Raw genomic sequence first — 13,639 nt, 5'->3', positions numbered from 1 at the left:
GACGCCCCCGTTCCCCGCGTCCTAGATTCGTGCCGCCTGTTCCGCAAGGTAGCGGTCCCGGCGACGGGCCTTGGCGCAGTCGACTTTGACCATGCCGTTTTCGATGCGCACCGGGTAGGTATCCAGGGGCCTCGGCGCAGGCCCGGTCACAACCTCTCCGGTCAGGCTGAAGGAGGAGCCGTGACAGGGGCAGACAAATGCCCCCTTCTCCTCATCCCAAGGCACGGAGCATCCCAGGTGGGTGCAGGTCCTCGACAGAGCCAGAAATCCTCCGTCCGGCAGACGGGCCAGATAAAACCGCCCCTGGGGCACGGCCGTCACAGTGCCGGGCGCGAACGCCGAGACCTCCCCCGCTTTGATTACGCTCTCCGTATGCCCAGGCCTGTTGCGGTCCCTGCGCGAAGCCAGAAACGAGATGCCGAGCCAGCCCAACTCAGCCAGGGCAGCCAGCCCGAGAACCGTCCAAATCCAGTTGAAGAAGGCCCTACGGCCGAACCTGCCACCGGAGAAGCGCGAATCCGTTTTGCTCACAGGCTGCCTCCCGTTGCGAGCCAGGGCCAAACCAGGCGCATTTCCGCGCCGCGAAAGAAGACTCCGACAAGGGTGAGAACGACGAGGATCGCGAATCCCGCGACCAAAACGGCCATGACCGCTTCCGCCCTGGTGCGGTTCGCGGCCTCGACCAACAGCCAATACCCCGCCCCCGCCAGGAGAAAGACGGCCACGGTAGGAACGACGCCGCGCGCGAGCATCGCGTCCGCAGCCATGCCGACGCCGGGTTGCCGAAGGGCGTCGTCAGCCAGCACGGCGGCCACGGCGAGAAGCGCGCCGACCGCCGCGGCCCATGCGGCAAGACGCCTGCCACTGTCCGAACCGAACCAGACGCCGCCGGGCAGCGCGGAGTTCGGGACGAAAGGAAGCAGCAGAAGCGCAACGCCTCCCAAAAGCGGCCAGACAAAAGCCGCGAAAACAGGATGAAGATGCAGCAGCAACTCCTGCAATCCCTGAAAATACCACGGTGCCTTGGTCGGATTCGGACTCATACCCGGATTGGCCTGCTCAAGCAGAGGGGCGTTCCAGAACATGGCCAGGAAAAGGACAAAGGCGACAAGGGACAGGCCGACGGCCGCTTCGCGGACAATCAGATTCGGCACTACGGAAATCCGCCGCAGAGGGACTTTCCCTTCCGGCGCGCTGACGAGTCCCCCGGCCTTGCGGACCAACCAAAAATGCCACATGAGCAAAACCAGCAGGGAACCGGGGATAACCGCCACGTGCAATACGTAAAAGTTGGACAGGGTCGCCTGGCCGATTTCCGTCCCGCCTTGAAGAACTCCACGCAGCCATTCTCCGCAAAGGGGAATATAGCCGAGCGCGGCCATGGAGACGGTCACGGCCCAATAGGCCAGTTGATCCCAGGGGAGCAGATAGCCGGTGAAATTAGCTGTCAGCACGAGAACGAGCAGACAGAGCCCGATTATCCAATTAAGGCGGCGGCCCGACCCGAAGGCCCCCGTAAGAGCCGTGCGCAACAGATGAAGCGCGGTGACCACCGCCAACAGATTGGCGGAGGCATGATGAATGTTGCGCACCCAATAACCCAGGGGAATATCACGGCCCAAGGCGCGCACAGAGCCGTAGGCTTCGCCGAGCGTCGGCCGGTAGACAAGCAGCAGGAGCGCGCCGGTGAGGAAAAGCAGCCCGGTCAAAGTGACGGCCATGCCTCCCAGCCCCCAACTCAGGCGAAAGCGGATAGTCGAATACGGGACGGTCCGGGGATGAAGATGGAGTATGAGATCCGTGATGGACTGCCTGGACGCCTTCATGTTCTTCCTTGTTCAAGAATCGGCTGTACGCTGACCGCGAATAATATTCAGGCAAGGCATAACGCATATCCGGCCAGAATGAAAGGAGCTCCACCTCTCCGCGCACATGTTGCGGCGAGGTGGAGCTGTTTTCGGCAGGCCGAACTCGCTACTTGGAGTCCGGATACACGGTCTTCCAGTCGTTCTTCATGTCCACCACGGCCCAACCGGCCTTGACCGCCTCGGCCTGGGCCTTCTCCGCCCCCTTGTCGTAAGCGAACTCACGCACGCCGTCGGTATGGCGGACCAGCAGGGCGAAGCGAGCGCCCTCTCCGGCCATGGTGTATTGCAACATCTGAATGTCGCCGTCCGAATTGCCGAAGGCGGCAACGGGACGTCGGCCGATATGCAGGTTGATGCCCACAGGCTTGCCTTCCTTGTCGTCAATAAAGCCCAGTTCGGCTTCGCGGACGATAACCGGCTTTCCGTCCCGCATCTCGAATTTCGTCTTGATGGAGCTGCCCACGACCTGCTCGGGGGGAATGCCGTACACGGCCTCGGACCAGGGCCGCATGAACTCGATGCCTCCACCGGACACGATGAAGGTCTTGAAACCATTGGCGCGCATATAGTCCAAAAGTTCAAGCATGGGCTGGTAGACCATCGCGGTGTACGGCAGCTTGGTCTGGGGATGTCTAGCCGTAGCGATCCACTGCTTCACCCCGGCTTCAAATTCATCGGAGGTCATGCCTGCATGGGTTGCCATAACCACTTCGAGAAGCGATTTCATCCCGCCCTTGGCCGCCGTCTCCATATCGCCTTTGAGCAGGGAAGCGAAAGGCTCCTGCGTCTCCCATTCGGGATGATCCGGGGCCAGTTCCCTCACCCGGTCCAGGGCAAAGAACAATTGGAAATACATGGGCTTTTCCGCCCACAGAGTACCGTCGTTGTCGAAGACGGCTATCCGTTCCGGAACAGGAATAAAATCCGGACCGCCCTCCGATGTCACCCTGCTCACGAAATCCATGAGGTTCCGTTTGACGCCTCCGTCGTTCCAGGAGGGAAGCGGGTCCGCCGCCTGCGCGATGCCCGAGGAGAGAATCAGGATAAGAGCCGCAAACAGTATCTTCCACGTCTTCAAGGTGTCGCCCATAGCGTATTCCTTTTGGGGCGTTCAACGGACCGTCCGTCCGCCCGCCCGAACTGGCTTGCCCCCGAAAGCTTCGTGCTCCCGGGGGCAAGCGTCACGGATTATCGTTCGATCAATTCACAACCCGGCAACGGCCGAGCCTAATTGCCGGTGGGCATCGGCAGACTGATGCCCTCCTTCTTCAGGGAGTCGCGGACATACTGAAACCGCTGATAGTTGGTCAGCGTCATCGGCCCGGTGTAGACCTCGCTCTGGAGCTTTTCGGGCGGGTATTGGACATAGGTCTTCATCAGGTCCTGAACGGCCAGATTAAAGCCCACCATTGTCCAGGTGTGCTCGGTGTAGTTGTTCATGAACACGTCATAGCGTTCCTGCGGGTCCTGCCAAAGGTCGAATACCTGCGGGACGGTAGCCACGTACTTGTCGGGTCCCTTCCAACCGAGGTTGGAATCCACGGCCATGCCACCGGTGGGCATACCGTTGTCGCCGCGGAGATTGTACACGGCCTTGTAGTTGCCCACGCGCACCGCGCCGGGGCTCAACTCGTTTTCGGTGAAGTAGAACCAACTGTTGCGCTCGGACTTGCCCTTGCCGAAAAGGACCGGGGACATGTCGTAGCTGTCGAAGACCATGGGCTTGCCCTCGACGTTGTTTTCAGGAAGCTTGACGCCGGCCATGGCGGCGAAGGTGGCCATCAGGTCCAAACCGCCGAGGATGTCGCTGTTGCGGCTTCCGGCCTTGATCTTGCCGGGCATCCAGGCGATGGCCGGGACGCGGTTGCCGCCCTCGCGGACGGTTCCCTTGGTGCCGCGGAAGGGAGTGTATCCCGCGTCGGGGTACACATCCTGCCAAGCGCCGTTATCCGTGGTCCAGAAGACCAGGGTGTTCTTGTCCAGGCCCAGTTCGCGCAGCTTGTCCATGATGCGGCCAACACGGGTATCGAGCTCCACGATGGAGTCGGCGTACTTGGTCTTGGACAGGGACTTGTGCTTGAACTCGGGGGCCGGAAGGTTGGGCTGGTGCACCTTCATGAAGTTGGCGTTGATGAAGAACGGCTTGCCGTCCTTGGCGCCCTTTGCGGCCTCCTCCAGGAATTCCAGCGTCGCCTTTTCCACATAGCTGTCCACGAAGGGAATACCGACCACGCCCTTTTCCGGGGTGTTGTTGTATGAGCCGTCGACCTTGAAGTCCTCCTTGGCCTGTTCTCCGGCCTTGGCGGACAGGGAACCCTTGGTCACCTTCGCGAACATTTCACGCAGCTTGGGGTCCATGTCGGGGAACCAGTTGGGATCGGCATAGGTGTACGCATTGAGGTGGTACAGGAAGCAATACTTCATCACGTCGTAACCGTGGGCGTTGGGCAGCGCGTAATCGTCCTCGCCCAAATGCCACTTGCCCGTAAAGTAGGTGTTGTACCCGGCCTTCTTGAGCACCGAGGCCAGTGTCCACTCGGAAGCGGGCAGGCCGCCCCCCTGGCCCTGGAAAGCCACGGTGGTCATGCCGCTGCGGTTGGGGATACGGCCGGTCTGCATGGCGGCGCGGCCCGGCGTGCAACTGGGCTGGGCGTAGAACGAGAACATCGTCATGCCTTCATCGGCCAGCCGGTCGAAATTGGGTGTGGGCATTCCGCGTCCTTCACCGCCGCCGTAGACGCCCAGGTCGCCGAAGCCGGTGTCATCGGACACGATAAAAAGAATGTTCGGTTTCTCAGCTGCCAGAGCGACGGAGAAAAGGCACATCAGCAATGCGGATGCCATCGCCGCAACAATAAAAACCTTCGGTTTCATAAGCCAATTCCTCCTCGGTTTTCCATACAATCTCGGGGCCCTGAATCCATCATAAAACCCAACGCCCTACAGGCGGCCAAAGCAGTTTCAACCGGCTGAAATCCATACCGGGGCGCATGTGGGAAATACAGCACAGGCGGTAATCCGTTCCATAAACTTATCACCTCTATTATAATTCCTAGAGAGAGTTTATGAGATTGTCCAATGCATTTTGGTTACTTTTCTATAATTTTTTGTTATCCATATACAGAATATGAAACATAATGTTAATTTGCCGTTCCTTCCCGCGTCGGAAAAACAGAACAGACAAGCGGCCCTTGCCCCGGCCTCATCCCAACGCTCTTACGCCCACGTACGTTAACCGGATTGCGTCATGGACATAACCATCAGGCATATTGAACAAATCGACGTCTTGTCCCGATACGGCAATTTTCGTCTCGCCGCGAACAAGCTCTGCATATCCCAACCCGCCCTCAGCCGTTCCATCCTCAACCTGGAGGAAAAACTCGGAGTCAGGCTGTTCAACCGCACACGCGGCAAACTGCGGCCCACTCGATACGGTGCGCTCATCCTGCAACGGGGAGAGAAGTTGCTCCATGACATGACTCTCCTTCACCGCGACATTTCCATGCTGAAAGGAGGGGAAAACGGCGTCATCCATATAGGATGCGGCCCGTTTCCCGGGGAGGTCCTGGCGGGCGACGCCATCGGCCGTTTCAACAAGATATATCCGAAGGTGACCGTCAAACTCACCGTGGATTATGCGCCGAGGCTCACCGGGATGTTGCGCAAACGACTCATTGACTTTTATGTGGCGGACGCTTCCCACATGCTCGATTCGCCGGAGTTCGATCTGACGCCCCTGCCGCAACAACAGGGATTCTTCTGTTGCCGAAAAGGACATCCCCTGACCGAAACGCCCGCCCCTTCCTTCGCGGACATTTTCAGCTATCCCATGGCAATCATGTGGATCTCCGCCCCAGGATTGGAACTGTTCAGCAGGCTGAAGGGCAAGGACATCGGGAAATTGGAGGAAATCGGCACCGGGCTCATAAAATGCGACAACCTGCACACGCTCCTGCGCGTGGTCGGCAACGGTGATGCCGTGACCGTGACTTCGAGGGAAGTCCTGGACAATATAGCCTTCAAGGACCAACTCCACCTGCTGCCTGTCCTGGTGCCGGAGCTGCGGACCAATTATTACATCGTGGCCCTGAAGGAGCGCTCAGCCATCGGAGCAGTGGACTGCCTTCACGGCTTATTCCGCGAAGTGGCCGAAGAGGTGATTCGCAAAGACCCCGCTTCCACCTCTACTTCCCGAAAAGCGGCTCAGTGACAAGCGACTTGATTACCGGAGTAATCTGTATGCGGAACATGGCCTGCTGACCGAAGTCATCCGGCTTGACCACCGAATATTCGAACCCCGCCTTGATATTCACGGGTGTTTCGCCCATGCTGACGGTCTTGCCCACGAACAGCCCCACAGGCACGGTCCATTTGTTCCCGTCAGAGGCGTTGTGATTGTAGGTGACAGTCGGGTTCATACCCACCTGCCAGGCGTCCGGCAGGTTGAAAATCAGGAAGTACAACATGCTGCCCTGGTTGAGGTCGGGTTTGCCTCCCTGCCCGGCCGAAGCCGCCTTCCAAAAATAATTGGGGAAAACACCGACGGTGAACAGAGGCGTCTTGTAGCCGAGCACGGCCGCCGGCCCCAGTCCCCATTGATCCTGGCCCAACCTCCCGTCCGTGGCAGTGGGCAGCAGAGCCGTCAACCCAGCGCCGACGATCAGGTTCGATCCGGTCAAGTTGACGGGCGGGGAGTAAAGGACCGGCAACTGAATGTCGCCGAATCCGCCGACCTTGCGGACATCGCCGTCGCCTTTGGGGATGGGCTGGGAAAAGACGATGGGTATGACGGGCCGGGTTACCAATTTGGACTGTTCGTCACCCTCGCCGAAAAGCGGAATGGGCATGATAGGTTGGAAATTCATGCTCCCGCCATACTCGGGGCCGTTGTCCACTTCGGTGCCGTCGAAAGACTGCAATGGGTGCAGATCAAAATTCAACGCCCACAAGTCCCCAAGGGGGTTGGCGAGCTTGGCCCCGGTTTCGGACAGGGAATCCGGATCATGAACCGTTGCCGACGCAGCGCCTTCAGCAGCCCGCACCGGCCGGACGGCGCTCAACGCAACCGCCAGACAGACGACAAAAAGAAAGACCGAACACGCTGTCGTGCGTATCCGGTCTTCCGTCTTCATTTTCATGAAAATGGATTGCATCGAAATGCCCCCTCATGGTGCTCAAACAATTAACGCTTCACAATTATCACCGACATTGTATCCGTTAATTCTTTTCCTCGCCACAAAAAGCCAAACAAATATTCCACAGGTAATATATCATCTATAAGATAGACAAAAAACCGTCTTGCAGACCCATCAAACAAATCTGAGGCGAATGGGCACCTCTCCGGCCAGTGTTTCGAGCCTGCCCAAGAAATCGTCCGCGCTCGCGCCGGGAGCTTCGAGAATTTGCGTTTTCTTGCCCCGAAGAAAAGCCGTCAAATCCGCCGCATTCACCCAGATGCCCCTTTCCAGAAGGTTCCGGCCGATCTCCACGGCCAAGGTACTGAACACCTTCACCGACAACCGGGCCGGAGCCGCTGCGGCCCGCCCTTCTTCCTTGACGGAAATGCCGCTGCGAAAACTTTTGTAAAAGTTGTCGCGGCCCATGACGATGCCCACCAATCCCGGCATGGCGCTGCCCAGGGCGAGCTTGTCCCCGTCCTTGACGTAGGTGGCGTCCAGATCGTCCACCGGGCTGTTGTTCAGGAATATGGTTCTGACGGTGGTGTCGATAAACCCGTCAGCGAATCCCAGCGCGTCATGCAGAAATTCCCGTACGGAGCTACCGGCGACGCCTTCGAGATAGAAGCCTTTCTGCAAAAGGTAGTTCCAACCCGATACAGACGCCACGGTCATCGATATTACCATGTAATCGTTTTTCCCTGACAAATTGGCATCCCCTTTCACCGGAGTATTGTACTGAAATGGAACATTATGCCGGACTGAACACAATATGCTGTTTTTTTTGACATTAATTTTCAAAGCAGGCTATAATTCAATCAATAGTCAGAGTCTCGACAAAGCGTCAAGAAAAACGCTGAATCCTAACCGCAGAGGATAATCCTATGCCCAAGATCCTTAGAATCAATTGCCGAACTCAAGAATATTCCTTTGATGAAGTCGGCCTATACGCCGGATTGGGCGGTCGCGCACTGACCTCCCGGATCATCAACAAGGAAGTCCCCGCCACTTGTCATCCCCTGTCCGCCGAGAACAAGCTGGTCATTGCCTCCGGCCTGTTGGGCGGGTCTTCGGCCGCCAACTCCGGCCGCGTGTCCGTGGGCACCAAGTCCCCGCTGACCGGCGGCATCAAGGAATCCAACTCCGGCGGCCTGTTTGGACACAGGATGCCCAAGCTCGGGCTCGTCGCCATCGTGCTTGAGGACAAGCCCGCGGAAGACGCGCCCTTCTCTTCGCTGTTCATCACCGAAGACAGGGTTGAATTCCGCGACGCGTCGGACATCGCCGGAATGGACACCTATCCCGGCCACGACAAGCTGCTGGCCGAATACGGCGACAAGCTCTGCGCGGCCATGATTGGCCCCGCGGGCGAAACGCTGCGCAAGACCGCGACCATCCAGTTCACCGATCCGTACAAGCGGCCCGCCCGCTCGGCCGGACGCGGCGGCACGGGCGCCGTCCTGGGCTCCAAGAAGATCAAGGCCATCATCCTTGATCCCGAAGTCAACGTGAAGGTCTCCGCCGTCGACAACGACGCATTCAAGGAAGCCCGCTCCACCTGGGTCTCCATACTCAAGGGCCATCCGGTCACCGCCGAAGGCCTGCCCGGCTTCGGCACCTCCGTGCTGGTCAACGTCATCAACGAAGCGGGCGCGCTGCCCACAAAGAACTTCCGCTATGGCCAGTGCGAACACGCCGCCGACATCTCCGGCGAAAAGATCGCCGAAGTCATCACCGAACGCGGCGGCAAGACCACCGAAGGCTGCCATACCGGCTGCATTATCCAGTGCTCCCAGCAGTACAACGACGCGAACGGCAACTACCTGAGCTCCGGTTTCGAGTACGAAACCGTCTGGGCCTTCGGGGCCAACGCCATGATCCGCGACATCGACGACATCGCGATGATGGACCGCCTGTGCGACGAAAAGGGCATGGACACCATCGAAATCGGCAACACCATCGCGGTTGCCATGGACGGCGGCATCATCCCCTGGGGCGACGGCAAGGCCGCCATCGAACTGCTCAAGAAGGTCGGCACTGACGATCCCATGGGCATGATTATCGGCAACGGCGTGGACTTCGCGGGCGGAGCATTCGGCGTGGAGCGTCTGCCCACGGTCAAGGGCCAATCCATGCCCGCCTACGACCCGCGCGCGGTCAAGGGCGTCGGCGTGACTTACGCCACCACCGCCATGGGAGCCGACCACACCGCCGGATACGGCGTCACCGCCAACGTCCTCGGTGTGGGCGGGACCATCGACGGCCACAAGAAGGAAGGCAACGTCGAGCTGTCCAAGAATCTCCAGGTAGCCACCGCGGCCATCGACTCCATGGGCTTCTGCCTGTTCGTGGCCTTCGCGGTTCTGGACTCCGAGAACGGCGTCCAGGTCATGGCCGACCTGGTCCAGTCCTGGACCGGCAACACCTTCTCCGTAAACGACTTGGTCGCCCTGGGCGCAGGCGCCATGCAGGATGAGCAGGACTTCAACAAGCGCGCGGGCTTCTCCGAGGTCGACGACCAGTTGCCCCGCTTCTTCGAAACCGATCCCCTGCCGCCTCACAACGTGGTCTGGGACTACACCGTTGAAGAACTCCAGGGCGCAAAGGCCTAGTTCGGACAACACGACCAACGACATGGGCCGGGGAACATTCCCCGGCCCTTTTTCCTGGTTGACCGCCCCACTCCAACAGACTAGATTTACAACATGGGAATAGAAATCAAAACCTTTGCGACTCTGGCGAAATACCTGCCGGAAAACAGCGCCGACTATCCTGTGGAACCGGGTGAGACCGTCCGCTCCCTGGTAAACAGGCTCGGCATTCCGGAGAAGGACGTCACCCTCATTTTCGTCAATGCCCTGCGCTCCGATCTCGATCGCGAGATACAGGACGGAGACCGCGTGGGACTGTTTCCCCCGGTGGGCGGCGGCTAGTCCTTTGGACGACACCCTCAATATCGGCATCCTCGCCATGGCGCGCCCCGGTTCTCTGCCGTGGGGCGGCACTGGGCCTGTCCTTGACGTCGAGCGGGTGGCCGAACTGGCCGCGCGGCACGATGTGCCAGGCAGCGAAATCGAGGCCCTGGCCCTGGAACTGGACGTCACGCCCACCCGCTATCTGCGCAACCGGCAATGCATCTCCCGGGAGGACCAGCTCGGCCTGCTCCGCGCCCGAGTGGCCCAGGTAGGCCTCGGCGGCCTTGGCGGGACGCTGCTGGAGCAACTCCTGCGCCTCGGAGTCGGGACCCTGCGCGCGGCCGACGGCGACAAATTCGAGGCGTCCAATCTTAACCGGCAGGCGCTCGCCACCCTGAACGGTCTGGGCCGGGACAAGGCCCGTGCGGCCCGATTGCGGGCTGCGGAGGTCAACCCCTCGACCACCCTGGAAACCGTGTCCGAATTCCTGACACCGGACACCCTGCCGAAGTTCCTGGAGGGTTGCGCCGTGGCCGTGGACGCCCTGGGCGGCCTGACCATGCGCGGCCATCTCCAAAGGGCGGCAGGCGCGGCGTCCATTCCCCTGGTGACAGGAGCGTTGGCCGGGTGGACCGGCTATGTGGCCGTGGTCATGCCTGGACAGATCGGCCCGGCCGATCTCATGGGCGAGGACAACGGCGGGGAGGAATTACTCGGCTGTCCGGCCCCGACCGTGAACTTCGTGGCCTCCCTCATGGCCTCCGAAGTCGTCAACATCCTCACCGGAAAGCCGACCCTTGCCGGAAAGATGCTCCTGGCCGACCTGCGCTCGCACACATTCGAGACCGTTTCGCTCTGATTCGGTGCCAAGTCCTGCTTTATTATGTTTTCGTTGACGTAATTCCCAAATATCGTCTATTTTTCCTCCTGTTATAATCTTCTTTACAAAACGACGGGTTCACCAGCCTGCGAACTCCGAGGTACTCCATGAAACAACAACCTGAAACCGTCCTGAGACTGCGCGTCTGGCTCGACCAGGAAGATCAGACCTACATCGGCATCGGAAGCACTCTCCTGCTGCAACAGGTCGAAAAACTCGGCTCTCTGCGCCAGGCGGCCGAAGCTCTGGGCATGTCCTACCGCCGCGCCTGGGGCAAATTGAAAAGCGCCGAGGAGCGCATAGGCAAACCCTTGGTGGAAAAGACCAAAGGTAAAGGCCAGCGTTTCAATCTTTCGCCCTATGGCAAGGAAATTATGGAAAAATTCCTCCACTTTTACCTGGACGTGGAGGAGTACGCCACGCAACGCGCCTCGGAACTGCTCGACATGGACGTAAAGAAGTCCGGTGAATTTTACCGGGAAGACACGGAATAAAGCCTCATATCGTTTGGGGCCAGCGGATATAACTGTTCATAAATGGAGGGAAAAATGAAACGTTTGCTGATCGCCGCCCTGTCCTGCCTCATCATCGCCGCCATGGCGCTGCCTGTCATGGCCGCCCAGACGCTGATGATGGCCACCACCACCAGCACCGCCAACACCGGACTGCTGGACGACCTGATCGTGCCCAAATTCATGAAAGACACCGGCATCGAGATCAAATTCGTGGCCGTGGGAACGGGCAAGGCCCTCAAAATGGCCGAGAACTGCGACGTGGACGTGGTCCTGGTCCATGCCCCCGCAGCCGAAAAGGCTTACGTGGACAAGGGCGTGCTCGTGGATCGCAAGGAACTCATGTATAACGACTTCGTCATCATCGGCCCGGCTTCCGACCCGGCGGGCGTGAAGGGCATGGGCGTGGCCGAAGCGCTGAAGACCATCGCCCAGAAGCAGGCCGTGTTCGCCAGCCGCGGCGACAACTCCGGCACCCACAAGAAGGAGCTGTCCCTGTGGAAAGCCGCCGAAATGCCCGTGCCCGAAAAGGACGCCTGGTACATCCAGACCGGACAGGGAATGCTGCCGACCATCAACATCGCCAACGAGAAGAACGGCTACACCATGACCGACCGCGGCACCTTCATCAAGTACGCCGACACCAAGGGCGGCAACCCGCCTCTGGTGGTCCTGGTCGAAGGCGACAAGGTCCTGTTCAACCAGTATAGCGCCCTGGCCGTGAACACCGCCATGTGCAAAGACGCCCAGTACGAGCTGGCGACCAAGTTCATCAACTGGATGGCCTCTCCTGAAACCCAGGAGGCCATCGGCAACTTCAAGCTGCTCGGCAAGAAGCTGTTCATCCCCAACGCAAAATAACACCACAGTCATCATCCGACGGGGGAGGGAGGCGGCATCTCCCTCCCCCGCCTTCACGAGAGCTACATGGAATATCTGCTGCAAGGCTTCATACAGGGGTTCAAGCTCCTTTTCTCCGGCAATCCCGAGACCTATTCCGCCATCACGACCACGGTGTATGCGTCCACCCTGTCCATGATATGCAGCCTGTCCATCGGCGTGCCGCTCGGGTTCCTGCTGGGCTACAAAACATTTCCCGGAAAGAAGGTCGTCCGCACCATGGTGGACACTCTCCTTTCCTTTCCCACGGTGGTCATAGGACTGGTCGTCTACGCCTTCCTGACCCGCAACGGGCCTCTGGGCGGGACCGGACTGCTCTTCACCATACCCGGCATGTCCATCGGCCAGACCCTGCTCGGGCTGCCCATCATCATCGCCATGACCGCCAACGCCGTGGAGTCGCTCGACAAGCGGCTGCCCATGACCCTGCTCACCCTGGGCGCGACCCCGGTCCAGATGATGTGGGCCACGGTCCTCGAAGCCCGTTATTCCATCATGCTCGCGGCCATGGCCGCATACGGGCGGATCGTCTCCGAAGTGGGCATCTCCATGATGGTCGGCGGAAACATCAAATGGCATACCCGAACCATCACCACGGCCATCGCGCTGGAAACCGGCAAAGGCGAATTCGCCGTGGGCATCGCCCTGGGCATGGTCCTCCTGACCGTTGCGCTGCTGGTCAACATCGGGGCCGCAGGCCTCAAGAAACGGGCAGTCCAATGACCATTCCCCTGATCTCCCTCGACAAGATTCGCCAACGCTATTCCGAACGTACCGTCCTCGACATCGACCACCTGGAATTCGAGAAAGGCTCCATCATCGGCCTCGCGGGTCCCAACGGCTCCGGCAAATCCACCATGCTCCGGCTGCTCGCCTTCCTGGAATCGCCGGCGCACGGCACCATCACTTTTCTCGGCCGCCCCGCCCAGGCCAGGTCGGCCGTGAACCGACAGGTCACGCTGCTGGTGCAGGAACCCTACCTGCTCAAGCGCACGGTCTTCGCCAACGTGGCCTACGGACTGCGCATTCGCCGCAAGAACGACATCCCGGGCAAGGTGGCCCGGGCTCTAGAAATCGTCGGACTCGACCCCGCCATATTCGCCAAGCGGCAATGGTACGAGCTGTCCGGCGGCGAAGTGCAGCGCGTGGCCCTGGCGGCGCGCCTGGTTCTCAAGCCCAAGCTCCTCCTCATGGACGAGCCCACGGCCAGCCTGGACGCAAAAAGCGCCGAACTGATCCATCAAGCAGTGCTGTCCGCCCGCGACGAGTACGGCGCGAGCCTGGTTATCGCCAGCCACGATATGCCCTGGCTCGAAGGGGTCACGGAACACATCCACTATCTCGATAGCGGCCGCCTCGTGCGGACCGTCTAACCGTTCGGAGGAAC

At 59.9% G+C, this 13,639-nt stretch carries 14 protein-coding genes; 8 read left to right on the top strand and 6 right to left on the bottom strand.

Annotation, left to right across the window (positions count from 1 at the left end; genetic code table 11):
• Nucleotides 1-21: 21 nt before the first annotated feature.
• The 4 genes from PSN43_RS13550 to PSN43_RS13535 all read right to left on the bottom strand — a co-directional run bounded on the left by PSN43_RS13550 (nt 22) and on the right by PSN43_RS13535 (nt 4,694).
• The gene (locus PSN43_RS13550; protein WP_272701270.1) at nt 22-531 is read right to left on the bottom strand and encodes a QcrA and Rieske domain-containing protein; all 510 of its coding nucleotides are present in this window, start codon (nt 529-531) and stop codon (nt 22-24) included.
• On the bottom strand, nt 528-1,826 hold the full coding sequence (locus PSN43_RS13545; RefSeq protein ID WP_272701269.1) for a cytochrome b N-terminal domain-containing protein: 1,299 nt from the start codon (nt 1,824-1,826) through the stop codon (nt 528-530). Before PSN43_RS13545 ends, PSN43_RS13550 begins: the two co-directional genes overlap by 4 nt.
• 148 nt (nt 1,827-1,974) lie before the next feature.
• Nucleotides 1,975-2,958 (bottom strand): HAD family hydrolase, encoded by a 984-nt coding sequence (locus PSN43_RS13540; RefSeq protein ID WP_272701268.1) that lies wholly within the window; start codon nt 2,956-2,958, stop codon nt 1,975-1,977.
• 137 nt (nt 2,959-3,095) lie between these two features.
• Nucleotides 3,096-4,694, bottom strand: coding sequence for an arylsulfatase (locus PSN43_RS13535; protein ID WP_272701361.1), 1,599 nt, complete (start codon nt 4,692-4,694; stop codon nt 3,096-3,098).
• A gap of 421 nt (nt 4,695-5,115) precedes the next feature.
• On the opposite strand from PSN43_RS13535, the gene PSN43_RS13530 reads away from it, so the two are divergent.
• Nucleotides 5,116-6,078, top strand: a complete 963-nt coding sequence (locus tag PSN43_RS13530) for a LysR family transcriptional regulator (protein ID WP_272701267.1) — start codon at nt 5,116-5,118, stop codon at nt 6,076-6,078.
• Here PSN43_RS13530 and PSN43_RS13525 read toward each other — a convergent pair.
• Together PSN43_RS13525 and PSN43_RS13520 are read right to left on the bottom strand one after the other, a co-directional pair.
• A complete protein-coding gene (locus PSN43_RS13525; protein WP_272701266.1) occupies nt 6,053-7,006 on the bottom strand; it encodes a hypothetical protein in 954 nt (317 codons plus the stop codon). The genes PSN43_RS13530 and PSN43_RS13525 overlap by 26 nt on opposite strands.
• A 171-nt stretch (nt 7,007-7,177) precedes the next feature.
• A complete protein-coding gene (locus PSN43_RS13520; RefSeq protein WP_272701265.1) occupies nt 7,178-7,714 on the bottom strand; it encodes a hypothetical protein in 537 nt (178 codons plus the stop codon).
• A gap of 215 nt (nt 7,715-7,929) precedes the next feature.
• Here PSN43_RS13520 and PSN43_RS13515 point away from each other — a divergent pair, with 215 nt between their 5' ends.
• The 7 genes from PSN43_RS13515 to PSN43_RS13485 all read left to right on the top strand — a co-directional run bounded on the left by PSN43_RS13515 (nt 7,930) and on the right by PSN43_RS13485 (nt 13,625).
• Nucleotides 7,930-9,657 carry an aldehyde ferredoxin oxidoreductase family protein gene (locus PSN43_RS13515; RefSeq protein WP_272701264.1) on the top strand — a complete coding sequence of 576 codons (1,728 nt, stop codon included), beginning with the start codon at nt 7,930-7,932 and terminating at the stop codon, nt 9,655-9,657.
• A 93-nt stretch (nt 9,658-9,750) separates the two neighbouring features.
• Nucleotides 9,751-9,978 (top strand): MoaD/ThiS family protein, encoded by a 228-nt coding sequence (locus tag PSN43_RS13510; RefSeq protein ID WP_272701263.1) that lies wholly within the window; start codon nt 9,751-9,753, stop codon nt 9,976-9,978.
• Nucleotides 9,979-9,982: 4 nt separating this feature from the next.
• Nucleotides 9,983-10,819, top strand: coding sequence for a HesA/MoeB/ThiF family protein (locus tag PSN43_RS13505; RefSeq protein ID WP_272701262.1), 837 nt, complete (start codon nt 9,983-9,985; stop codon nt 10,817-10,819).
• A gap of 128 nt (nt 10,820-10,947) precedes the next feature.
• On the top strand, nt 10,948-11,334 hold the full coding sequence (locus tag PSN43_RS13500; RefSeq protein WP_272701261.1) for a winged helix-turn-helix domain-containing protein: 387 nt from the start codon (nt 10,948-10,950) through the stop codon (nt 11,332-11,334).
• A 54-nt stretch (nt 11,335-11,388) separates the two neighbouring features.
• A complete protein-coding gene (locus tag PSN43_RS13495) occupies nt 11,389-12,213 on the top strand; it encodes a substrate-binding domain-containing protein (RefSeq protein WP_272701260.1) in 825 nt (274 codons plus the stop codon).
• A gap of 66 nt (nt 12,214-12,279) precedes the next feature.
• Complete coding sequence (locus tag PSN43_RS13490; RefSeq protein ID WP_272701259.1) at nt 12,280-12,975, top strand: ABC transporter permease; 696 nt, start codon at nt 12,280-12,282, stop codon at nt 12,973-12,975.
• On the top strand, nt 12,972-13,625 hold the full coding sequence (locus PSN43_RS13485; RefSeq protein WP_272701258.1) for an energy-coupling factor ABC transporter ATP-binding protein: 654 nt from the start codon (nt 12,972-12,974) through the stop codon (nt 13,623-13,625). Before PSN43_RS13490 ends, PSN43_RS13485 begins: the two co-directional genes overlap by 4 nt.
• Nucleotides 13,626-13,639 lie beyond the last annotated feature (14 nt).

It is taken from the genome of Desulfovibrio sp. Fe33, assembly GCF_028532725.1.
Classification (GTDB): domain Bacteria; phylum Desulfobacterota; class Desulfovibrionia; order Desulfovibrionales; family Desulfovibrionaceae; genus Pseudodesulfovibrio.
Note: the sequence above shows the minus strand (reverse complement) of the source record. Positions and strands in the feature narration are given on the sequence as shown.